Origin of the sequence: Streptomyces sp. NPDC091292, assembly GCF_044757265.1 — a bacterium.
Classification (GTDB): domain Bacteria; phylum Actinomycetota; class Actinomycetes; order Streptomycetales; family Streptomycetaceae; genus Streptomyces.
This window is the reverse complement of the sequence record NZ_JBIVUQ010000001.1, coordinates 103,466-119,643: the sequence shown is the minus strand read 5'-3', so window position 1 is coordinate 119,643 and position 16,178 is coordinate 103,466. Positions and strand designations below refer to the sequence as shown.

Here is a 16,178-nt window from a genome sequence, read left to right as displayed (position 1 = left end):
GGCGTACGGGGACGGGGGTACGGGTTCCGGTGCGGGTGCGCGTCCTCGCTGCCGGTGCGCTGGCCGGTTCGCTGCTCGCCGGGTGCGGGCTGACCAGCGGCTCCCCCATGGTCGACGACGTGAAACCGGGGTCGATCGGGCAGGGCCTGCCGCTCAAGGGCGCACAGCTCACCGTCACCTCCAAGGAGTTCACGGAACAGCTGATCCTCGGCGCCGTCATGGGCATCGCCTGGGAGGCGGCGGGCGCCGAAGTCCTCGACCGTACGGGCATCCAGGGCTCGATCGGCGCCCGCGAGGCCGTCAAGTCCGGTACGGCGGACGGCATGTACGAGTACACGGGCACCGCCTGGATCACGTACCAGGGCAACTCGAAGCCCATCACCGACCCGCAGAAGCAGTGGGAGGCGGTACGGGACGCCGACCTCGCCAACGGCATCACCTGGCTGCCGCCCGCCGCGCTCAACAACACCTACGCACTGGCGATGAACCGGGCCAACGCCGAGAAGTACGGGACCAAGACGCTGTCGGACGTCGCCGCGCTCTCCGTATCGGACCCGAACGCGGTCACGCTCTGCGTGGAGAGCGAGTTCGCGTCGCGCGACGACGGGCTGATCGGGATGCAGAAGGCGTACGGGATGAAGATCCCGAACTCCCACATCACCAAGATGGACACCGGGATCATCTACACCCAGGCCGCCAAGGGCACCTGCACCTACGGCGAGGTCTTCACCACCGACGGCCGGATCAAGGCGATGGATCTGACGGTGATGGAGGACGACAAGCACTTCTTCCCCAACTACAACGTCGCCCCGGAGATCAACACCAAGGCGCTGGAGAATCACCCGGCCATCCGCGAGGTCCTGGACCCGATCACCAGGAAGCTCGACAACACGGTGGCGCAGACCCTCAACGCCAAGGTGGACGTGGAGGGGCAGGACGCGCATGAGGTGGCGTTGGACTGGTTGGTCCAGGAGGGGTTCATCAAGAAGGGATAGACGCTCCGCTGGGAGCGCGGTTCGTCGGCTGCCGGTCGCTCGTGGCTGGTCGCGCAGTTCCCCGCGCCCCTATGGGCAAGCCTCTCTCGCAAAGAAACCTTTGCATCAATCTCTTTGCAAGGGTACCTTTGGACCCATGCCGGAGCCAGAAGACGCCGTACCCGTACCCGACTCGGTCCGCGCCCTCGACGCGCGCTCCCTGCGCGGGCTCGCGCACCCCCTCCGTATGGCGATGCTCAGCAAGTTGCGCCACGACGGACCGGCGACCGCGTCCCAACTCGCCGCCCGCCTGGGCGAGTCGAGCGGCGCGACCAGCTACCACCTGCGGCAGCTCGCGGCGCACGGCTTCGTCGAGGACGACCCCGGGCACGGCAAGGGACGCGAGCGCTGGTGGCGCGCGACCCACACCGGGACGACCTTCAGCGACGGCCTGTTGCGCCACGACGATCCCCAGGTGCGGGGCGCCGCCCACCTGTATCTGTACGAGGTGGCCAACGCGCACGCCCAGGAGACGGCGAACTGGCTCGGCACCCGAGCCGGCCACTCGGAGCAGTGGCAGCGCGCGTCCGACCTCAGCGACTTCACGCTGCGACTGACCCCGGACCGCGCCCGGGAACTCCTCGAACGGGTCCATGAACTCGTCGACAGCTACCGGGAGTTCGCCGAGGAGTCCGGCACCGGTGGCGATGAGGCCGCGCAGACGCGTATCCACCTGCACGCCTTCCCGCGCCCCCTCGACTGACCGTACGACCATCCGACCATCCGCAGGACCCCCGAGAGGACCGATCCGCCATGCACTCCGACATCCATCTGTCTCTGCACGAACTGCGCGCCGAAGAGCTGGCGGCCGAGGCCGCCGCGTATCCCTTGCGGGCACACCACTCGTCCCCGCTGCGTACGCGCCTCGGGTGGACCCTGGTCGAGGTGGGCCTGCGCCTGGCCACCACGCCCCGCGCGGCCCGGGGAGGGCTGAGTCCCGGTATATGAGACGTGCGCGGTGCGCGGGTCAGCAGCTCGGGACCGAGCCGCCCTTCTCCAGGGCGCGCAGCGAGTTCACCGCGCCCTTGAGGTCCGTGACCGGGATGAGCCGCAGCCCCTTCGGGAGGTCGGCCTTCGCGTCCGAGCACTCCGCCTTCGGCACCAGGAACACGGTCGCGCCGTCCCGGTGCGCGGCCTGCGTCTTCAGGGCGACTCCGCCGACCGGGCCGACGTTCCCGCCGGAGTCGATCGTGCCGGTGCCCGCGATCGTACGGCCGCCGGTCAGATCGCCGCCGCTGCCGTCGCCGTCGAGCTTGTCGACGATGCCGAGGGAGAAGAGGAGTCCGGCGCTGGGCCCGCCGACCTGGGCGAGTTCCAGGGTGACCTTGACCTTCGACGGGTCGTCGCCGAGGAAGGACAGGGCCGCGGTGGTCGCGGTGTCCTGGGACTTCTTCATCTCCTGCGTGTTGTGCTGCTCGATCTCCTTGGTGGTGTCGCCCGCCGGGTAGACGGCGTCGCGGGGCATCACCGCGCGGTCCGTACGGAACCAGTCGTCCACGATCTGGCCGAGGCGGACCGTCGTGTCGGGCGCCGTCGCCTCGATCGTCGTCATCCGCAGCTCGCCCCGGGTGTCGCGCAGCGGGGCGCCCTGGATGGTGATGACCGGGGTGCCCTTGTTGTCGCCGAGCACGTTCGCCGTCATCCCGGGCTGCGCCACGGAGAAGGGGAGCGGGGCCGCCGCCGCGGTGGCGAGCAGGGCGGCGACGGGCAGGGCGCAGAGGGCGACGGTCTGGGAGCGAGTGAGGCGAGGCACGCTCCCTAACATACGGGGTGTGTCCTGCGGGGCGCTCGGGACAGGGGGTGCCGGGGGCACGGGTGCCCGGGGCATGGGTCGACCGGGGTGCTAGCGCAGGGCGTCCGCCACCTCGCGGGCGGCGTCCACGACCCGCGGCCCCACCCGCTCCGGTACGGAGTCCGAGAGCATCACCACTCCGACGCTGCCCTCGACCCCGGTGACGCCGAGCAGGGCCGCCGCCGCACCGCTCGCGCCCGCCTCCAGCTCGCCGTGGGTGAGGATGTACGCGGGGTCGCCGGCACCCGTGGTGCCCCCCTTGCCGACCCCCTTGGCCGCGCCCTTCGCGGCCCCCTTCGCGGCGCTGCTCTGGCGGGCCGCGAGGATCGCCCGGCCCGCGGCTCCCCGGTCCAGCGGGTGCCGGAAGCCGGTCCGGTACGCGACGTGGTAGTCCGTCCAGGTCGGCTCGACGACGGCGACGGCCAGCGCCTCCGTACCGTCGACCAGGGTCAGATGCGCGGTGGCGCCGATGTCCTCGGCGAGGGAGCGCAGCGCGGGCAGCGCGGCCTCCCGTACCAGCGGATGCACCTGGCGGCCCAGGCGCAGCACACCGAGTCCGACGCGGGCCCGGCCGCCGAGGTCGCGGCGGACGAGGGCGTGCTGTTCCAGGGTGGCGAGGAGCCGGTAGACGACGGTGCGGTTCACACCGAGCTTGGTGGACAGTTCGGTGACGGTCAGGCCGTGGTCGGTGTCGGCGAGCAACTTGAGGACCCGCAGTCCTCGGTCGAGCGTCTGAGAAGTCTCCGCGGTCACGACGCCCACTCCTTCGTGGATGAGGGTCGACGGCCGTTCTGGAGGTTCGCGTCACCGTCCCGCCGGCGACGCGCGTCAGAGGCCGCCGGCAGGGAAACGACCTGGGGCGCTGGCGCTGTGCCCCCGGGCACCGGCTGCACTGCGCGGCGGCGCTGCCACGGTGCGTGTGCGTTCACGGGAATGTAGCGACTCAGGTTCGCTCAGCGGAAGACTCCGTCCAGAATCCGGGCAGACACTCACAGAGAGCGCCCACCTTGCCCCGAAAAACGCCGCGCCCGCGCACCGAACGGGCACAAGTGATCACGAGGTCCCCACAGTGAGGGTGGACCGGGACGGTCGTCCCCTGCATCCGGGTCGGGGGTCACCGCATCCGGGTGGCCCACTCCCTCACCTTGTCGATGCGCTGGCGGAGCTGCCCGGCGGTGGCCTCCGCGCTCGGCGGTCCCCCGCACACCCGGCGCAGCTCGGTGTGGATCACTCCGTGCGGCTTGCCGCTCTGATGGACGTAGGCGCCGACGAGGGTGTTGAGCTGCTTGCGCAGGTCGAGCATCTCCTTGTGGCTGACCACCGGCCGCCGCTCGGCGGGCAGTTCGAGGAGGTCGGCCTCCTCGTCCGGCTTCTTGCGGCTGTGCGCGATCTGCCGGGCCTGCCGCTTCTGGAGGAGAAGCTGCACCTGGTCGGGTTCGAGGAGCCCGGGGATCCCGAGGTAGTCCTGCTCCTCCTCGCTGCCGGGGTGCGCCTGCATGCCGAACTCGGCGCCGTCGTAGAGGACCCGGTCGAAGACGGCGTCGGACTCCAGCGCCTCGAAGGGCAGCATGTCCTGCTCGCCGGTGTCCTCGTCCTCCTCCCGGTTGGCCTCCTCCATCTCCTTCTCGGACTCGGCGTACGGGTCTTCCTCTTCGCCGTCCTTCTTCGGCTTGTCGAGCACGTGGTCGCGCTCGACCTCCATCTCGTTGGCGAAGGTGAGGAGGTCCGGGATGGTCGGCAGGAACACGGACGCGGTCTCGCCGCGCCGCCGTGACCGTACGAAACGGCCGACGGCCTGGGCGAAGAAGAGAGGCGTGGAAATGGTCGTCGCGTACACGCCGACGGAGAGCCGGGGCACGTCCACGCCTTCGGAGACCATGCGGACGGCGACCATCCAGCGGTCGTCGCCCGCGCTGAACTCGTCGATACGGTTCGACGCGCCGGAGTCGTCCGACAGCACGACGGTCGCCTTGGTGCCGGTGATCTCGCGGAGGAGTTTGGCGTAGGAGCGGGCCGAGTCCTGGTCCGACGCGATGACGAGTCCGCCGGCGTCGGGGATGCTCTTGCGTACCTCGCCGAGGCGCCGGTCGGCGGCGCGCAGCACGTTGGGCATCCAGTCGCCGCGCGGGTCGAGGGCGGTGCGCCACGCCTGCGAGATCGCGTCCTTGGTCATCGGCTCGCCGAGGCGCGCGGCGATCTCGTCGCCCGCCTTGGTGCGCCAGCGCATGTTGCCGCTGTAGGAGAGGAAGATGACGGGCCGCACGACGCCGTCGCCGAGGGCGCTGCCGTAGCCGTAGGTGTAGTCGGCGGACGACCGCCGGATGCCGTCGTTGCCCTCCTCGTACGCGACGAAGGGGATCGGGTTGGTGTCGGACCGGAAGGGCGTACCGGTGAGCGCGAGCCGCCGGGTCGCCGGTTCGAACGCCTCCATGCACGCCTCGCCCCACGACTTGGAGTCACCGGCGTGGTGGATCTCGTCGAGGATGACCAGGGTCTTGCGCTGCTCGACGCGGTTGCGGTGCAGCATCGGGCGGACGCCGACACCGGCGTACGTGAGGGCGATGCCGTCGTACTCGCGGCTGAGCGGGCCCGCGCTGTACTCCGGGTCCAGCTTGATCCCTATCCGGGCCGCCGCCTCGGACCACTGCTTCTTCAGATGCTCGGTCGGCGCGACCACCGTGACCTGCTGCACGACATGGTGGTGCAGCAGCCAGGACGCGAGGGTCAGCGCGAACGTGGTCTTTCCGGCGCCCGGGGTCGCCACGGCGAGGAAGTCGCGCGGCTGCTCCCGGAGGTACGTCTCCATCGCCCCCTGCTGCCAGGCACGCAGCTTGTTGGCGGTGCCCCAGGGGGCACGGCCGGGGAAGGCGGGTGAGAGATGGTGCGAGGAGGTGGTGGTAGTCACGGTCTCCGGTCTTGATCGGCCTCGGCTACGTATGACAACCGGGCCACCCTACCGGTGCGACGGAAACACCCACGCGCCAACACCGGGCCCCTGAGCCGGGTGCGACACACCTCACACGACGGCGTCGTGGCCTTCGGGCCGTGCCGACGGATGGTCGGTCCCCGTACCCCCGCTCACTGCCTCTCGCGCAGCCGTCCCGCCACCCACGCCCCGATCAGCGCCACCGCCGCCATCGGCAGGAACACCGAGGCGAAGGCGGCGGGGTGGGAGCTGTCGCCGGTCAGTGCACCGTGGGCGCCGGCCGCCCCGACGGCTCCCCCGCCGAGCGCCGCGAAGGCCGCGCCGCCCGCGGCGAGCAGCAGGACGTTCGACAGGCCGTCCGAGATCTGGAGCGCCGCCGAGTTGGTGCCCGCCTCGGCCGGCGGGGAGAGCTGGAGCAGCAGCACGCTGGTCGACGAGATCACCAGGCCCATGCCGAAGCAGCCGTAGCCCCAGGCGACGGCGACGATCCACACCGGTACCGCGTCCACGAGCACCGTCGGCGCCGTCGCGATGGCCGCCGCGACCAGCACCATCCCGAAGACCATCCACCGCTGCCGCCGCGCCTCGTCCCGTACCCGCGACTGCATGAAGCTGCCCAGGGCCCACGTCACGCCGCCCGCCGCGAGCGACAGCCCGGCCAGCGTCGGCGACAGCCCCCGCTGGGTGACCAGCATCAGCGGTACGAAGGATTCCGCCGCGATGAACGAGCCCGCCGCGATCCCGCGCAGCAGCACCACGCTGGGCAGCCCGCGCACCGCCCGGTACGTACCGCGCGGCAACAGCCCCAGCACGGCCGGTACGAGCAGTGCGGCGCCCGCGATGCCGGGGATCAGGGACAGCCAGCGGAGGTCCTGGGCGGCGTACTGGAGGAGGCCGGCGCCGAGGGAGATGCCGAGCGCGAGGCGGAGGCGGCGGCCGGGCGGGTCGGCGGCCTTGCTGGTGCCGTCGGCCGGGTCGGTCCGGGGGGCCGGGCCCGATGCCCGGCGGCGTATCTGCGGGAGCGCGAGGGCCAGCGGCAGGACGACCAGGACCGGGATACCGGTGAACACCCAGCGCCAGCCGAGATGTTCGGTGACCGCGCCGGACGCGAGCGGCCCCACGACCGAGGGGATCACCCAGCTCGCCGCGAACGCCGCCATGATCGCCGGACGCAACCGCTCCGGATACGCCCGGCCGACGATCACGTACAGCGCCACGATCACCAGGCCGCCGCCGAGACCCTGGACCGCGCGGCCGAGGATGAACAGCCACATCGCGCCGGCCGTCCCCGACAGCAGCAGCCCGAGCGCGAAGGCCGTGATGCCGGCGGCCAGCGGCCCGAGCGGCCCCTTCCGGTCGGCCCACTGCCCGGACAGGACCATGCCGAACAGGCTCGTGGTGAAGTACCCGGAGAACGCGAACGCGTAGAGCGAGACCCCGTCCAGCTCCCGCGCCGCCACCGGCATCGCCGTCCCGACCGCCGTCGCCTCGAAGGCGATGAGCAGGACGACGGAGACGATGCCGATGCTGAGCGCGCGGTAGGTCCGGCCGAGGACGCCGGTCTCCATGGGTACGGGGCCGGGTGTGGCCGGTTCGGCGTGAGGGACGGCGGCGACGTCGGTGTCGCGCGGTTCGGGGGCGGTCATGCAGGCCAGCGTAAGGGGCGAACGGGAGCTTGGCCCCTGTCGGGAGACGGGGACCACCTGGTCCGCAGGTCGTACGACCCCTACACCTTGCCGAGGGCGTCGAGGCGGGCCATCTCCTCGGATGTGAGGCGCAGGCCGGCGGCGGCGACGTTCTCGGCGAGGTGGTCCGGGTTCCCGGTGCCGGGGATGGCCAGGACGTGGGGTCCCTGCTGGAGCGTCCACGCGATACGGACCTGGGTGACCGAGGCGCCGTGCGCGCGGGCGATGTCCTCCACGGTGCCGACCTCGTCACCCTGGCGGCCGATGTCGCGCCCTTCACCGGCGAGGGCGTAGAACGGCACGAAGGCGATGCCCTGCTCACCGCAGAACCTCAGCAGGTCGTCGCCCGCTGCGCGGCCCGCGTCGACGCTGTACGGATTCTGTACGCAGACGACCGGCGCGATGGCCCGTGCGGCGGCCAGTTGCTCCTGGTCGACGTTGGAGACGCCGAGGTGCCGGACGAGACCGGCGTCACGCAGCTCGGCGAGCGCGCCGAACAGCTCCGCGATCGGGGTGCCGGGGCGCTTGGCGCGCAGATTCACCACGTCGAGGTGGTCGCGGCCGAGCTGCCGCAGATTCTCCTCGACCTGCCCGCGCAACTGATCGGGCGTGGCCCAGTACCACGTCCCGGACGGGTCCCGGCCCGGACCGACCTTGCTGACGATGACCAGGTCGTCGGGGTACGGGTCGAGCGCCCGGTTGATCAGCTCATTGGCCGACCGCAGCGAGGAGAAGTAGAACGACGCCGTGTCGATGTGATTGACCCCGAGTTCGACGGCCCGCCGCACCACGGCAATCGAAGGCTCCCGCTCCCGGGGCACCCCCAGATCAAAGGCAGCACTCCCGGTAAGCCGCATGGCCCCGAGCCCCAGCCGATTGACGGAGAGTTCGCCGAACTTCCAGGTACCGGCGTCCGCGGCGGTGATCGTCTCAGAACCCATACCGGGGAGTCTCGCACGCCCCGTTTCATGAACGCGGTGTGGCAGTCGCGTTGCAGCGGGGGCGGGGGGCTTGAGGGGTCGGGGGCGGGGACTTACGGTCGAGACCAAGAAGTTCAGAACAGTGAACCCAGAACAGTGAACATGGCCGTGTGCCCGAGTGGATTAGGGGCTCGCCTGCAAAGCGAGTTACACGAGTTCGATTCTCGTCACGGCCTCCAAACCAGCCCCTTGGGGGGCGGTGCGCCCGAGTGGTCCAGGGGCTCGCCTGCACTGCATCCATCAGCGGGCTCCGCCCGCGGGGAGTTACGTGGGTTCGATTCCCGCCACGGCCTCCATCTGATCATGGGCGGTTTGGGCGCTGTCCGCGGTGCCGCCCATAGGGCCGCAGGTGGTGCTACCCGCTGCCCAGAGCCGCACGGTCGCCACATGGCTACCCTGGAACCATGACGACACGGGAAGAGCTGCATGCGCTCATCGACCGCGTGCCGGACGATGACATCGACGCCGTGGTGCAAAGCCTGCGACCGTTCATAGAGCGCACCTCCCGCCCGGCGCGCCCCGCGTTCATCGGCATGGGCCACTCCGGGCACTCCGACACCTCCGCGCGCGCGGACGAGATTCTGCGGGAGACAGGGTTCGGCGAGTGATCGTGGTCGACACGGGGCCGCTCGTGGCCCTGGCCGATGCTGACCACCACCGATAAACCTGCCGGGCATCCATCAGCGGGCTCCGCCCGCGGGGAGTTGCGTGCCGCCACGGCCTTCTCCTCAGCCCCCTGGGGGCTACAGCACGCCTCCCGCCTCGTCCTGGAAGACCTCCGGCCAGTAGCGCCAGTCCGCGGCCGAGGGGAGTTCCGAGGGGGCTGGGGCCGCCTTTGGGTCGACCGTCCGTAGGACCTCCGTCATCGTGGCTGCCAGATGCTCATACGCCTCCGTCGTCATTTCGTTGTGCTGGTCGTCGTCCAGTTCGCGTTCTCGGTGGAGGAGCCAGAGGGTGAAGGCCAGGGTGGAGACGTCCGTGTTGAGGGGGCTCAGGGACGCCTCCGGGATCGACCAGGCTTGTACCTCGCCCGTCGTGCCGTCGATCACGAGGTCCGTGTCCTCGATGAGGTAGCCGAGGCGTATGAGGTGGTCCGCGTGGGGAGGGAGCGGGCCGGCCGGGTCCTCCTCCTCGTGGTGTTCCGTGAGCGTCGGCAGCGGTATGTCCGTGTCGAGCTGGAACATGCCGCCGTCCTCGGGCAGCCCCACGTCCCGCAGAAAACGGCGCGTCGGCTCGTGCGTGAGGGTGGCCGGGAAGTCCACGTCCTCGAACCGCATCACCCCGCCGGGCCCGAACTCCTCGTCGAGGAGCCGCACCGGGAAGTCCAGCGCCAGGTCCGTCCCGGGCCCCGCGATCCGGGCGAGCGGGCGGATCAGGGCCGTGATCCGCCAGTACAAAGGCACTTCGGCCGCGCCCTCCATCGCGTGCTGGAAGACCGACTGCAACTGCTGCACCGCCTCGGCCACCGCCTCCGCGCCGTACCGCCCTTCGTGCGCCGCGAACTGGCCCCGGGTGTCGAGGAGTTGACCCGTCGCCTCAGCGCACTCCACCAGCGCCTTCAGGGACGGTGCGAGCGGGGTGCGCTCCATCAGGTCGGGGCGGTCGTGCAGCACCGGAACCGAGGAGACCTCGCCCGTGGCGCCGTCGAGCAGGACCCACTCCCCCAGGTCCTCGCCCCCGCCCCCGCCCCCGCCCCCGGCATGGACCTCACCTATCACCAGCAGGTCCCGTACGTCGGAGGGGAGTCGGGCGGGATCCCCCACATGGTCCGCCGTGCGCCTCGGCCCGCCCCCGCCCCTCCGCAGCGCCTCGAAGCCGAACAGCGCGCCGTCCGACGGCAGTCCGGGCCCGGCGAGCCAGCGCCGCGTGCCGCCGTGCGGGACGTGCGCCCCCAGTTCGTCCCCGCTCAACGTGATCGTCTTCGTCGTACTCATGTTTCCCCCGCACCCGCGAATCCCCGGCTTCCCCACCTGCCCAGAACCCTACGGGCCACCACTGACAATCACCCGTCAGGCGACCCGCGCCTCCGCCCACCGCGCCAGCACCGCGTCGACCGTCCCGGCCACGTCGAGCCCCGAACTGTCCAGCCACAGCCCGATCCGCGGGGTCTCATCGCGGAGTGCGCGGTCCAGCTCGGCCACCGTCCAGGCGCCGTAGCCCGTCTTGGCCCGGCCGGACTCCCGGGCCGCGACCGTCTCGGCGTCCGGCGCCAGGACGACCACGTGGAACGGGCGCGTCCGCACCAGCCCCGGATAGGCCCCCAGGCCCGCGCCCAGCACCACGTCCTGGACGATCGCCGTGAACCCCGCGCGCGCGTACGCGTCCGCCGTCGTCGCCGACAGGCGGTGGCGGAGCGCCAGTTGGGCCACCGCCTCCGGGTCCTCGGTTCCGGGCGTGTACTCATGGCGCCCGGACACGATCATCCGGCGGAAGACATCGCCCCGGACGTGCACCGCGCGCGGGAGGCGTTCCGCGAGGGACTGGGCCACCGTCGACTTGCCGGAGGCCATGATGCCCGTGATGAGCACCACCCCGGGGCCCGGTGCCTGCCGCGTCACGACACCGGTGTCGTGACCACCGCCGCCTGCGGGCGGATCGGCAGGCGGGTCACCGGGCGGCCCGTCGCCGCCCGTACCGCCGACGCGATGGCCGCCGGAGACGTCACGACCGGCACCGCGCTGGCCGCCTTGGCGCCGAACGGCGCGACCACGTCCCGCTCCTCGACCAGCTTCACGATGCGGATGTCGGGGGTGTCCAGGGCGGTCGGCAGCGCGTACCCGGTGAGGTCGGGGTGGCGGACCAGGCCGCGCGGGGTGCGCAGGTTCTCCGTCAGCGCGGCGCCGACGCCCTGGGTGACGCCGGCCTCGATCCGGGCGGCGAGCTGCGCGGGGTTGAGGACCCGGCCCACGTCCTGCGCGACGGCGAGTTCCACGACCCGTACCGAGCCGAGTTCGATGTCGACGTCGACCACCGCGCGGATCGCGCAGAAGGCGAGGCCCACAAAGGCGTCACCCTGGCCCGCCTCGTCCAGCGGCTCCGTCGGGTGCGGGCGGCACTGCGCGGTGGCCCACAGCTCCTTGCCGTCCATGGCCTCGGACACGGTCGTCGACAGCACACCGTCGTATGAGGTGATCTTGCCGTCGGCGATCTGGAGCAGCTCCGTCGACATGCCGAACTTGTGCGCGAGCGGCTGGAGAAGCTGCGTACGGACCATCTTCGCGGCGCGTTCGACGGCGCCGCCGGACACCCAGGTGTGCCGTCCCCGGCAGCCGGGCCCGGCGGGCGGCTGGTCGGTGTCGACGGACGCGACGTGCACCTCGTCCAGGCCGAGCGTCTCCTGCACGATCTGGCGCGCGAGGGTGGTGAACCCCTGCCCGGTCTCGACGGCCGCGCAGATGACCGTCGCGACCCCGTCATGGACCTTCACGGTGGCCGTGGCGACCTCGTCGGTGCCCTCGGCGCCGAGCATGTGCACCATGCCGAGGCCGTAGCCCACGCCACGGCGTACGGCACCGGGCTCACCCGCGCCCTCGGGGCCGCCGGGCAGCAGCCATTCGTCCTCGGGGGTGTCCTTGGGCAGCGCGGGCAGCGGGAAGTCCCTTACGGCGGTGAGGAGTTCGGCGACGGGCGCGGGGCAGGTGACGGTCTGCCCGGTGGGCAGGATGTCGCCGGTCGCGAGCGCGTTGCGCAGCCGTACGTCGGCCGGGTCGACGCCGAGTTTCTTGGCGAGCTTGTCCATCTGCGCCTCGTAGGCGGCGCACACCTGGAGGGCGCCCTCGCCGCGTACGTGCCCCGACGGCGGGTTGTTCGTACGGACCGCCCAGCCCTCGATGAAGGCGTTCGGGACGACGTACGGGCCGCACGCGAAGGACACCGCGGCGGCGAGCGCGTCGGACGACGTGTCCGCGTACGCGCCCGCGTCGAGCAGGACCTGCGCCTCGACCTTCACCAGACGTCCGTCGGCGTCCGCGTGGTGGCGGTAGCGCAGCAGGGTCGGGTGCCGGTGCGCGTGGCCGAGGAAGGACTCCTCGCGCGTGGCGGTCAGTTTCACCGGGCAGCCGGTGCGCAGGGCGAGCAGACCGAGGGGCAGTTGGAAACCCGGGTCCTCCCGGTCGGCGGTCGCGCCCGGCACGCCGGTGACGACGACCTTGACGCGGTCGGTGTCGAGGCCGTAGCAGGCGGCGGCCATGTCCCGGTCGGTGTGCGGGTCGGTGGACGCGACGTACAGCTCGACGCCGCCGTCCGGGCGCGGCACGGCGAGTCCGGCCTCCGCGCCGATGGGCGCCGGGTCCTGACGGCCGATGCGGTACAGGCCCTCGACGACGATCTCGCCGACCGCCTCCGGGTCGCCGTGGCGCAGCGGGATGTGCCGGATCAAGTTGCCGTCGGGGTGCAGGGGTTCGGCCTCGAACGCCTTCTCCGGGTCGATGACCGGGTCGAGGACCTCGTACTCGACGATGATCGCGGCGGCGGCCATCCGCGCGGTGTCGGGGTGGTCGGCGGCGACGGCGGCGATCGGCTCGCCGTGGTGGCGCACGACCTCGGACGCGAAGACGGGCCGGTCCGTGGTGCCGCGCCCGTGCTCGGTGGCGCCGGGCACGTCCTCCTGGGTGACGACGGCCCGTACGCCGGGCATCCCGCGCGCGTGGGTGGTGTCGACGGACACGATGCGCGCGTGCGGGTGCGGGGAGCGCAGGATGGCGGCCCAGAGCAGGCCCTCGGCCCACAGGTCCGACGCGTACGGGAAGGTGCCCTCCGTCTTCGCCTGGGCGTGCGCCGACGGGAGCGACGAACCCAGGCCGTGCGGAAGGGGATCGGGGGCGGGCGCGGGCCTGGCGGAGGTCACCGTGGACGCTGTCGACGCTGTGGCTTCCTTGCTCACGCCGGGGCTCCGTCCTGGCCGTCCCGGCCGTACGCGCGGTACGTGTCGTGTGCGGTGGGGTTGACGCCGCCGGCGCCGGGGCCCGCCTGGTGCGGGATACGGAACTCGCCGGTGCGGTCGCCGTTGTCGCCTTTGTCGCCGTTGGCGCTGTCGTCGTCCTGTTCGGCGTCCGCCGCGGACGACGCGCGCTCGGCGACGACCTCGCGTACGGCGTCCAGGACGCCCCGGTAGCCGGAGCAGCGGCAGAGGTTGCCGCAGAGCGCCTGGCGGGCCTCCAGGTCGGAGGGTGCCGGGTTGCCCTCCAGGAGGTCGTGCACGGTCATCGCCATGCCGGGGACGCAGAACCCGCACTGGACGGCGCCGCACTTGGCGAGCGCCCGCTGCACGTCGGACGGCTGTCCGTCGGCCGCGAGCCCTTCGACGGTACGGACCTCGCTGCCCGCCGTGGTGGCCGACGGCACCAGGCAGGAGGCGACGAGGCGGCCGTCGACCTGGACGTTGCAGGCGCCGCACTCGCCCTGTGAGCAGCCGTCCTTGGCGCCCGCGAGCCCGAGGCGCTCCCGCAGCACGTAGAGCAGTGACTCGCCGATCCAGGCGTCGGTGACGGGGCGGTCGGTGCCGTTGACCCTCAGGACGTAGGAGACGAGGGGGTGTTCGTCGTGGTGGACGAGGGGCGCCACGTCCTCGCCCTGGTCCTCGTCCGGCTCCGGTGCCGGAGTCGACTCCGGTGCCGGCTCCGGGTCCTGTGCCTGGTCCTGGTGGTCCCGGTCCGGTGCGGATTCCGGCGCGGGGGCGGCGGCGCTCTCGCCTTCCGGGTGGTCGGCGGCGGGCTCGTCCTGCGGTCCGGCCTCGGTGGGCTCGGCGGTGGGGGCGTGGTCGGCCGGGGCCGCGTGATCGGCCCGGTCGCCGTGGACCGCGTACTCCTCGCGCGCCGGGTGGTCCTCCTGGACGGCGTGGTCCTCGCGCGCGGTGTGGTCCTCGCGGACCGCGTGCGGGTCGTGGCCGCCGTGCCGCTGGTGCTCCCGCGCGGCGGCCCGGTCCGCCGGGACGGCGCGCTCCTCGAAGTACGGGTACGGATCGGGCGACGGGGGCTCCTGCGCGCGCGGGGGCGCGGTCCGCGGGTCGGCGGCCTGCCCGCCCTGGGCCAGGGGCTCCGTGCCGTGCGTCCCCGGCGCCTCCCGGGTGCCCGGCGTCTCCGGCGCCCAGGGACCGCCCGCCCCGGTGTCCGTCGCCCAGGGTGCCGCCGCTCCGCCCGGCAGGGTCGCCGGCGGGGTGCCGCCCCAGCGCGCGGTCAGGGACGACGTCGTGAACTCGCCCGATTCATCCGGAAGATCACCCTCTGCCACGGGGATCGACCACTGCCCGGTCACATCGGCGGCGGGCCGCTGCGCCTCGGCGGCGTCCGGGAAGGACCACTGCCCGGTCGCCCTCGGGTCGTACGCACCGGGGTCGTACCCCGCCTGCGCGGCACCCGGCACCGCCGTCCCGTCCTGCGGCGCCTCGGGCAGCACCTCGGGATCCGGCCACGTAGGCGTCCGTACGGCACCTGTCACCGCACCCGGCACCGCACCTGTCACCGCACCCGGCAGCACCCAGGTCCCGGTGGCCGCCGGGTCGGTGGCCTCGGCCGCGGCCGGGGCGACCGTTATCTGCGGGGGGACGTACCCGTGACCGGGGGCGGCCAGGGGGCTGTCCGCGAGGGCGTCGATGCCGCCTTCGGGGAGCTTCACGAAGGCGGTGGCGTCGGAGTCGTACTCGCCCTGCGGCAGCGGCTGCCAACCGCCCGTGTAGTGCTGCTCGTCGGTCATGACAGCGCCCTCCCCAGTGCTCGTCGGGCCAGCACGGCGACGGTGCGCCGCAGATGCAGGACGGCGGGCGGCAGCGGCTGCGGCGAGCCGTCCTCGGCGGGCGGGGCGTCGGGGATGCAGGCCGCGGCGACGTACTCGCCGAAGGCTTCCAGGGCCTCGGGAACCACCGTACGGCTCCCGTCCCAGTCGATGAGCGAGGCGATCCACTGCTCGGCGTCCAGCGGGCGCAGCGGCATCGGCGCGACCGCGCCCACCGCGCACCGGATGCCGCGCCGCGCGGGGTCCAGGACGAGCGCGACCGATGCGGTGGCGCGTCCGGGTCCGGTGCGTCCGGTCGCCTTGAGGAAGACCTGCGGGGCGTGCAGCAGCGGAACCCGCACGTACCCGATGAGTTCGCCGCCGCGCAGCAGTTCCATGCCGGCGAGGAGGTGCGAGACGGGGATCTCGCGGCGGGCGCCGCCCGCGCCCGCGACGATGACGGTGGCTTCGAGCGCGGCCAGGACGGGCAGCGCGTCGCCGGTCGGCGCGGCCGTGGCGATGTTCCCGCCGAGGGTGCCCGCGTTACGGATCTGGGGCGGGCCCGCGGCGCGTGCGGCGGCGGCGAGCGCGGGGATGAGCGCCGCGAAGTCGGGGCGTCCCATGCGCGCGTGGGTGAGGCCCGCGCCGAGCAGGGCGTGCCCGTCCTGGTACTGCCAGCCGCGGATCTCGCTGATGCGGCCGAGGCCGACGAGCGCGGCGGGCCGCAGCTGGCCGGAGTTGACCGAGGTCATGAGGTCGGTGCCGCCCGCGACGGGCACGGCGGCGGGCGTCGCGGCGAGCGCCGCGACTGCCTCGTCCAGCGTGGCAGGCAGCTTCACCGACGGTGCCGTCTGCGCCGCCTGCGGTGCGTGCGTGGTCAAACCGGCTGCCCCTTCCCGCGGTCCCACCTGGTCGGCCTGTGTTGCCGTACGGTACGTGCTCACAGGCCGGACGTGGCAACTCTGGCACATCTTCCCCAGGCGCCGACGCAGGGGTCCGCTAGGAGGCATTCCTCCCCCGACCAGGGAGATGGTCCGATATGGACCGACCTCC

At 72.6% G+C, this 16,178-nt stretch carries 14 protein-coding genes and 2 tRNA genes; 6 read left to right on the top strand and 10 right to left on the bottom strand.

Going from position 1 to position 16,178, the window contains the following annotated elements; translation table 11 throughout:
* Positions 1 to 29 precede the first annotated feature (29 nt).
* From ACIQNU_RS00460 to ACIQNU_RS00450, 3 genes are all read left to right on the top strand, one after another.
* The gene (locus ACIQNU_RS00460) at positions 30 to 995 is read left to right on the top strand and encodes a glycine betaine ABC transporter substrate-binding protein (protein WP_401362319.1); all 966 of its coding nucleotides are present in this window, start codon (positions 30 to 32) and stop codon (positions 993 to 995) included.
* A 136-nt stretch (positions 996 to 1,131) separates the two neighbouring features.
* Entirely contained in the window at positions 1,132 to 1,737 is a 606-nt protein-coding gene (locus tag ACIQNU_RS00455) for an ArsR/SmtB family transcription factor (protein ID WP_401359139.1), read from the top strand.
* Between the two features lie 50 nt (positions 1,738 to 1,787).
* Positions 1,788 to 1,982, top strand: coding sequence for a hypothetical protein (locus ACIQNU_RS00450; RefSeq protein ID WP_401359136.1), 195 nt, complete (start codon positions 1,788 to 1,790; stop codon positions 1,980 to 1,982).
* 19 nt (positions 1,983 to 2,001) lie between these two features.
* On the opposite strand, the gene ACIQNU_RS00445 is transcribed toward ACIQNU_RS00450, so the two are convergent.
* The 5 genes from ACIQNU_RS00445 to ACIQNU_RS00425 form a co-directional block, all read right to left on the bottom strand.
* The gene (locus ACIQNU_RS00445; protein WP_401359133.1) at positions 2,002 to 2,799 is read right to left on the bottom strand and encodes a S16 family serine protease; all 798 of its coding nucleotides are present in this window, start codon (positions 2,797 to 2,799) and stop codon (positions 2,002 to 2,004) included.
* Between the two features lie 78 nt (positions 2,800 to 2,877).
* The gene (locus ACIQNU_RS00440; protein WP_401359131.1) at positions 2,878 to 3,579 is read right to left on the bottom strand and encodes an IclR family transcriptional regulator; all 702 of its coding nucleotides are present in this window, start codon (positions 3,577 to 3,579) and stop codon (positions 2,878 to 2,880) included.
* 361 nt (positions 3,580 to 3,940) lie between these two features.
* Complete coding sequence (locus ACIQNU_RS00435; RefSeq protein WP_401359128.1) at positions 3,941 to 5,731, bottom strand: DEAD/DEAH box helicase; 1,791 nt, start codon at positions 5,729 to 5,731, stop codon at positions 3,941 to 3,943.
* Between the two features lie 173 nt (positions 5,732 to 5,904).
* Positions 5,905 to 7,398: an MFS transporter gene (locus ACIQNU_RS00430; protein WP_401359125.1), complete on the bottom strand. Its 1,494-nt coding sequence runs from the start codon at positions 7,396 to 7,398 to the stop codon at positions 5,905 to 5,907.
* Between the two features lie 80 nt (positions 7,399 to 7,478).
* A complete protein-coding gene (locus ACIQNU_RS00425) occupies positions 7,479 to 8,378 on the bottom strand; it encodes an aldo/keto reductase (protein ID WP_401359123.1) in 900 nt (299 codons plus the stop codon).
* 143 nt (positions 8,379 to 8,521) lie between these two features.
* On the opposite strand from ACIQNU_RS00425, the gene ACIQNU_RS00420 reads away from it, so the two are divergent.
* The 3 genes from ACIQNU_RS00420 (at position 8,522) to ACIQNU_RS00410 (ending at position 9,025) form a co-directional block, all read left to right on the top strand.
* Positions 8,522 to 8,596 (top strand) — tRNA-Cys (locus ACIQNU_RS00420).
* A 16-nt stretch (positions 8,597 to 8,612) separates the two neighbouring features.
* Positions 8,613 to 8,713: transfer RNA gene (locus ACIQNU_RS00415), tRNA-OTHER, on the top strand.
* 108 nt (positions 8,714 to 8,821) lie between these two features.
* A complete protein-coding gene (locus tag ACIQNU_RS00410; protein WP_401359120.1) occupies positions 8,822 to 9,025 on the top strand; it encodes a hypothetical protein in 204 nt (67 codons plus the stop codon).
* 135 nt (positions 9,026 to 9,160) lie between these two features.
* On the opposite strand, the gene ACIQNU_RS00405 is transcribed toward ACIQNU_RS00410, so the two are convergent.
* The 5 genes from ACIQNU_RS00405 to ACIQNU_RS00385 all read right to left on the bottom strand — a co-directional run bounded on the left by ACIQNU_RS00405 (position 9,161) and on the right by ACIQNU_RS00385 (position 16,006).
* The gene (locus ACIQNU_RS00405; RefSeq protein WP_401359118.1) at positions 9,161 to 10,351 is read right to left on the bottom strand and encodes an SUKH-4 family immunity protein; all 1,191 of its coding nucleotides are present in this window, start codon (positions 10,349 to 10,351) and stop codon (positions 9,161 to 9,163) included.
* Positions 10,352 to 10,426: 75 nt separating this feature from the next.
* Positions 10,427 to 10,975 carry an AAA family ATPase gene (locus tag ACIQNU_RS00400; RefSeq protein ID WP_401359116.1) on the bottom strand — a complete coding sequence of 183 codons (549 nt, stop codon included), beginning with the start codon at positions 10,973 to 10,975 and terminating at the stop codon, positions 10,427 to 10,429.
* Complete coding sequence (locus ACIQNU_RS00395; protein ID WP_401359113.1) at positions 10,972 to 13,299, bottom strand: xanthine dehydrogenase family protein molybdopterin-binding subunit; 2,328 nt, start codon at positions 13,297 to 13,299, stop codon at positions 10,972 to 10,974. The genes ACIQNU_RS00400 and ACIQNU_RS00395 overlap by 4 nt, the downstream gene beginning before the upstream one ends.
* Entirely contained in the window at positions 13,296 to 15,107 is a 1,812-nt protein-coding gene (locus tag ACIQNU_RS00390; RefSeq protein WP_401359111.1) for a 2Fe-2S iron-sulfur cluster-binding protein, read from the bottom strand. Before ACIQNU_RS00390 ends, ACIQNU_RS00395 begins: the two co-directional genes overlap by 4 nt.
* A complete protein-coding gene (locus tag ACIQNU_RS00385) occupies positions 15,104 to 16,006 on the bottom strand; it encodes an FAD binding domain-containing protein (RefSeq protein WP_401359109.1) in 903 nt (300 codons plus the stop codon). The genes ACIQNU_RS00390 and ACIQNU_RS00385 overlap by 4 nt, the downstream gene beginning before the upstream one ends.
* Positions 16,007 to 16,178 lie beyond the last annotated feature (172 nt).

Coding starts and splice junctions, on each gene's coding strand:
- ACIQNU_RS00455 (WP_401359139.1), top strand. CDS start 1,132: ATGCCGGAGCCAGAAGACGCCGTACCCGTACCCGACTCGGTCCGCGCC.
- ACIQNU_RS00450 (WP_401359136.1), top strand. CDS start 1,788: ATGCACTCCGACATCCATCTGTCTCTGCACGAACTGCGCGCCGAAGAG.
- ACIQNU_RS00445 (WP_401359133.1), bottom strand. CDS start 2,799: ATGTTAGGGAGCGTGCCTCGCCTCACTCGCTCCCAGACCGTCGCCCTC.
- ACIQNU_RS00430 (WP_401359125.1), bottom strand. CDS start 7,398: ATGACCGCCCCCGAACCGCGCGACACCGACGTCGCCGCCGTCCCTCAC.
- ACIQNU_RS00425 (WP_401359123.1), bottom strand. CDS start 8,378: ATGGGTTCTGAGACGATCACCGCCGCGGACGCCGGTACCTGGAAGTTC.
- ACIQNU_RS00410 (WP_401359120.1), top strand. CDS start 8,822: ATGACGACACGGGAAGAGCTGCATGCGCTCATCGACCGCGTGCCGGAC.
- ACIQNU_RS00405 (WP_401359118.1), bottom strand. CDS start 10,351: ATGAGTACGACGAAGACGATCACGTTGAGCGGGGACGAACTGGGGGCG.
- ACIQNU_RS00390 (WP_401359111.1), bottom strand. CDS start 15,107: ATGACCGACGAGCAGCACTACACGGGCGGTTGGCAGCCGCTGCCGCAG.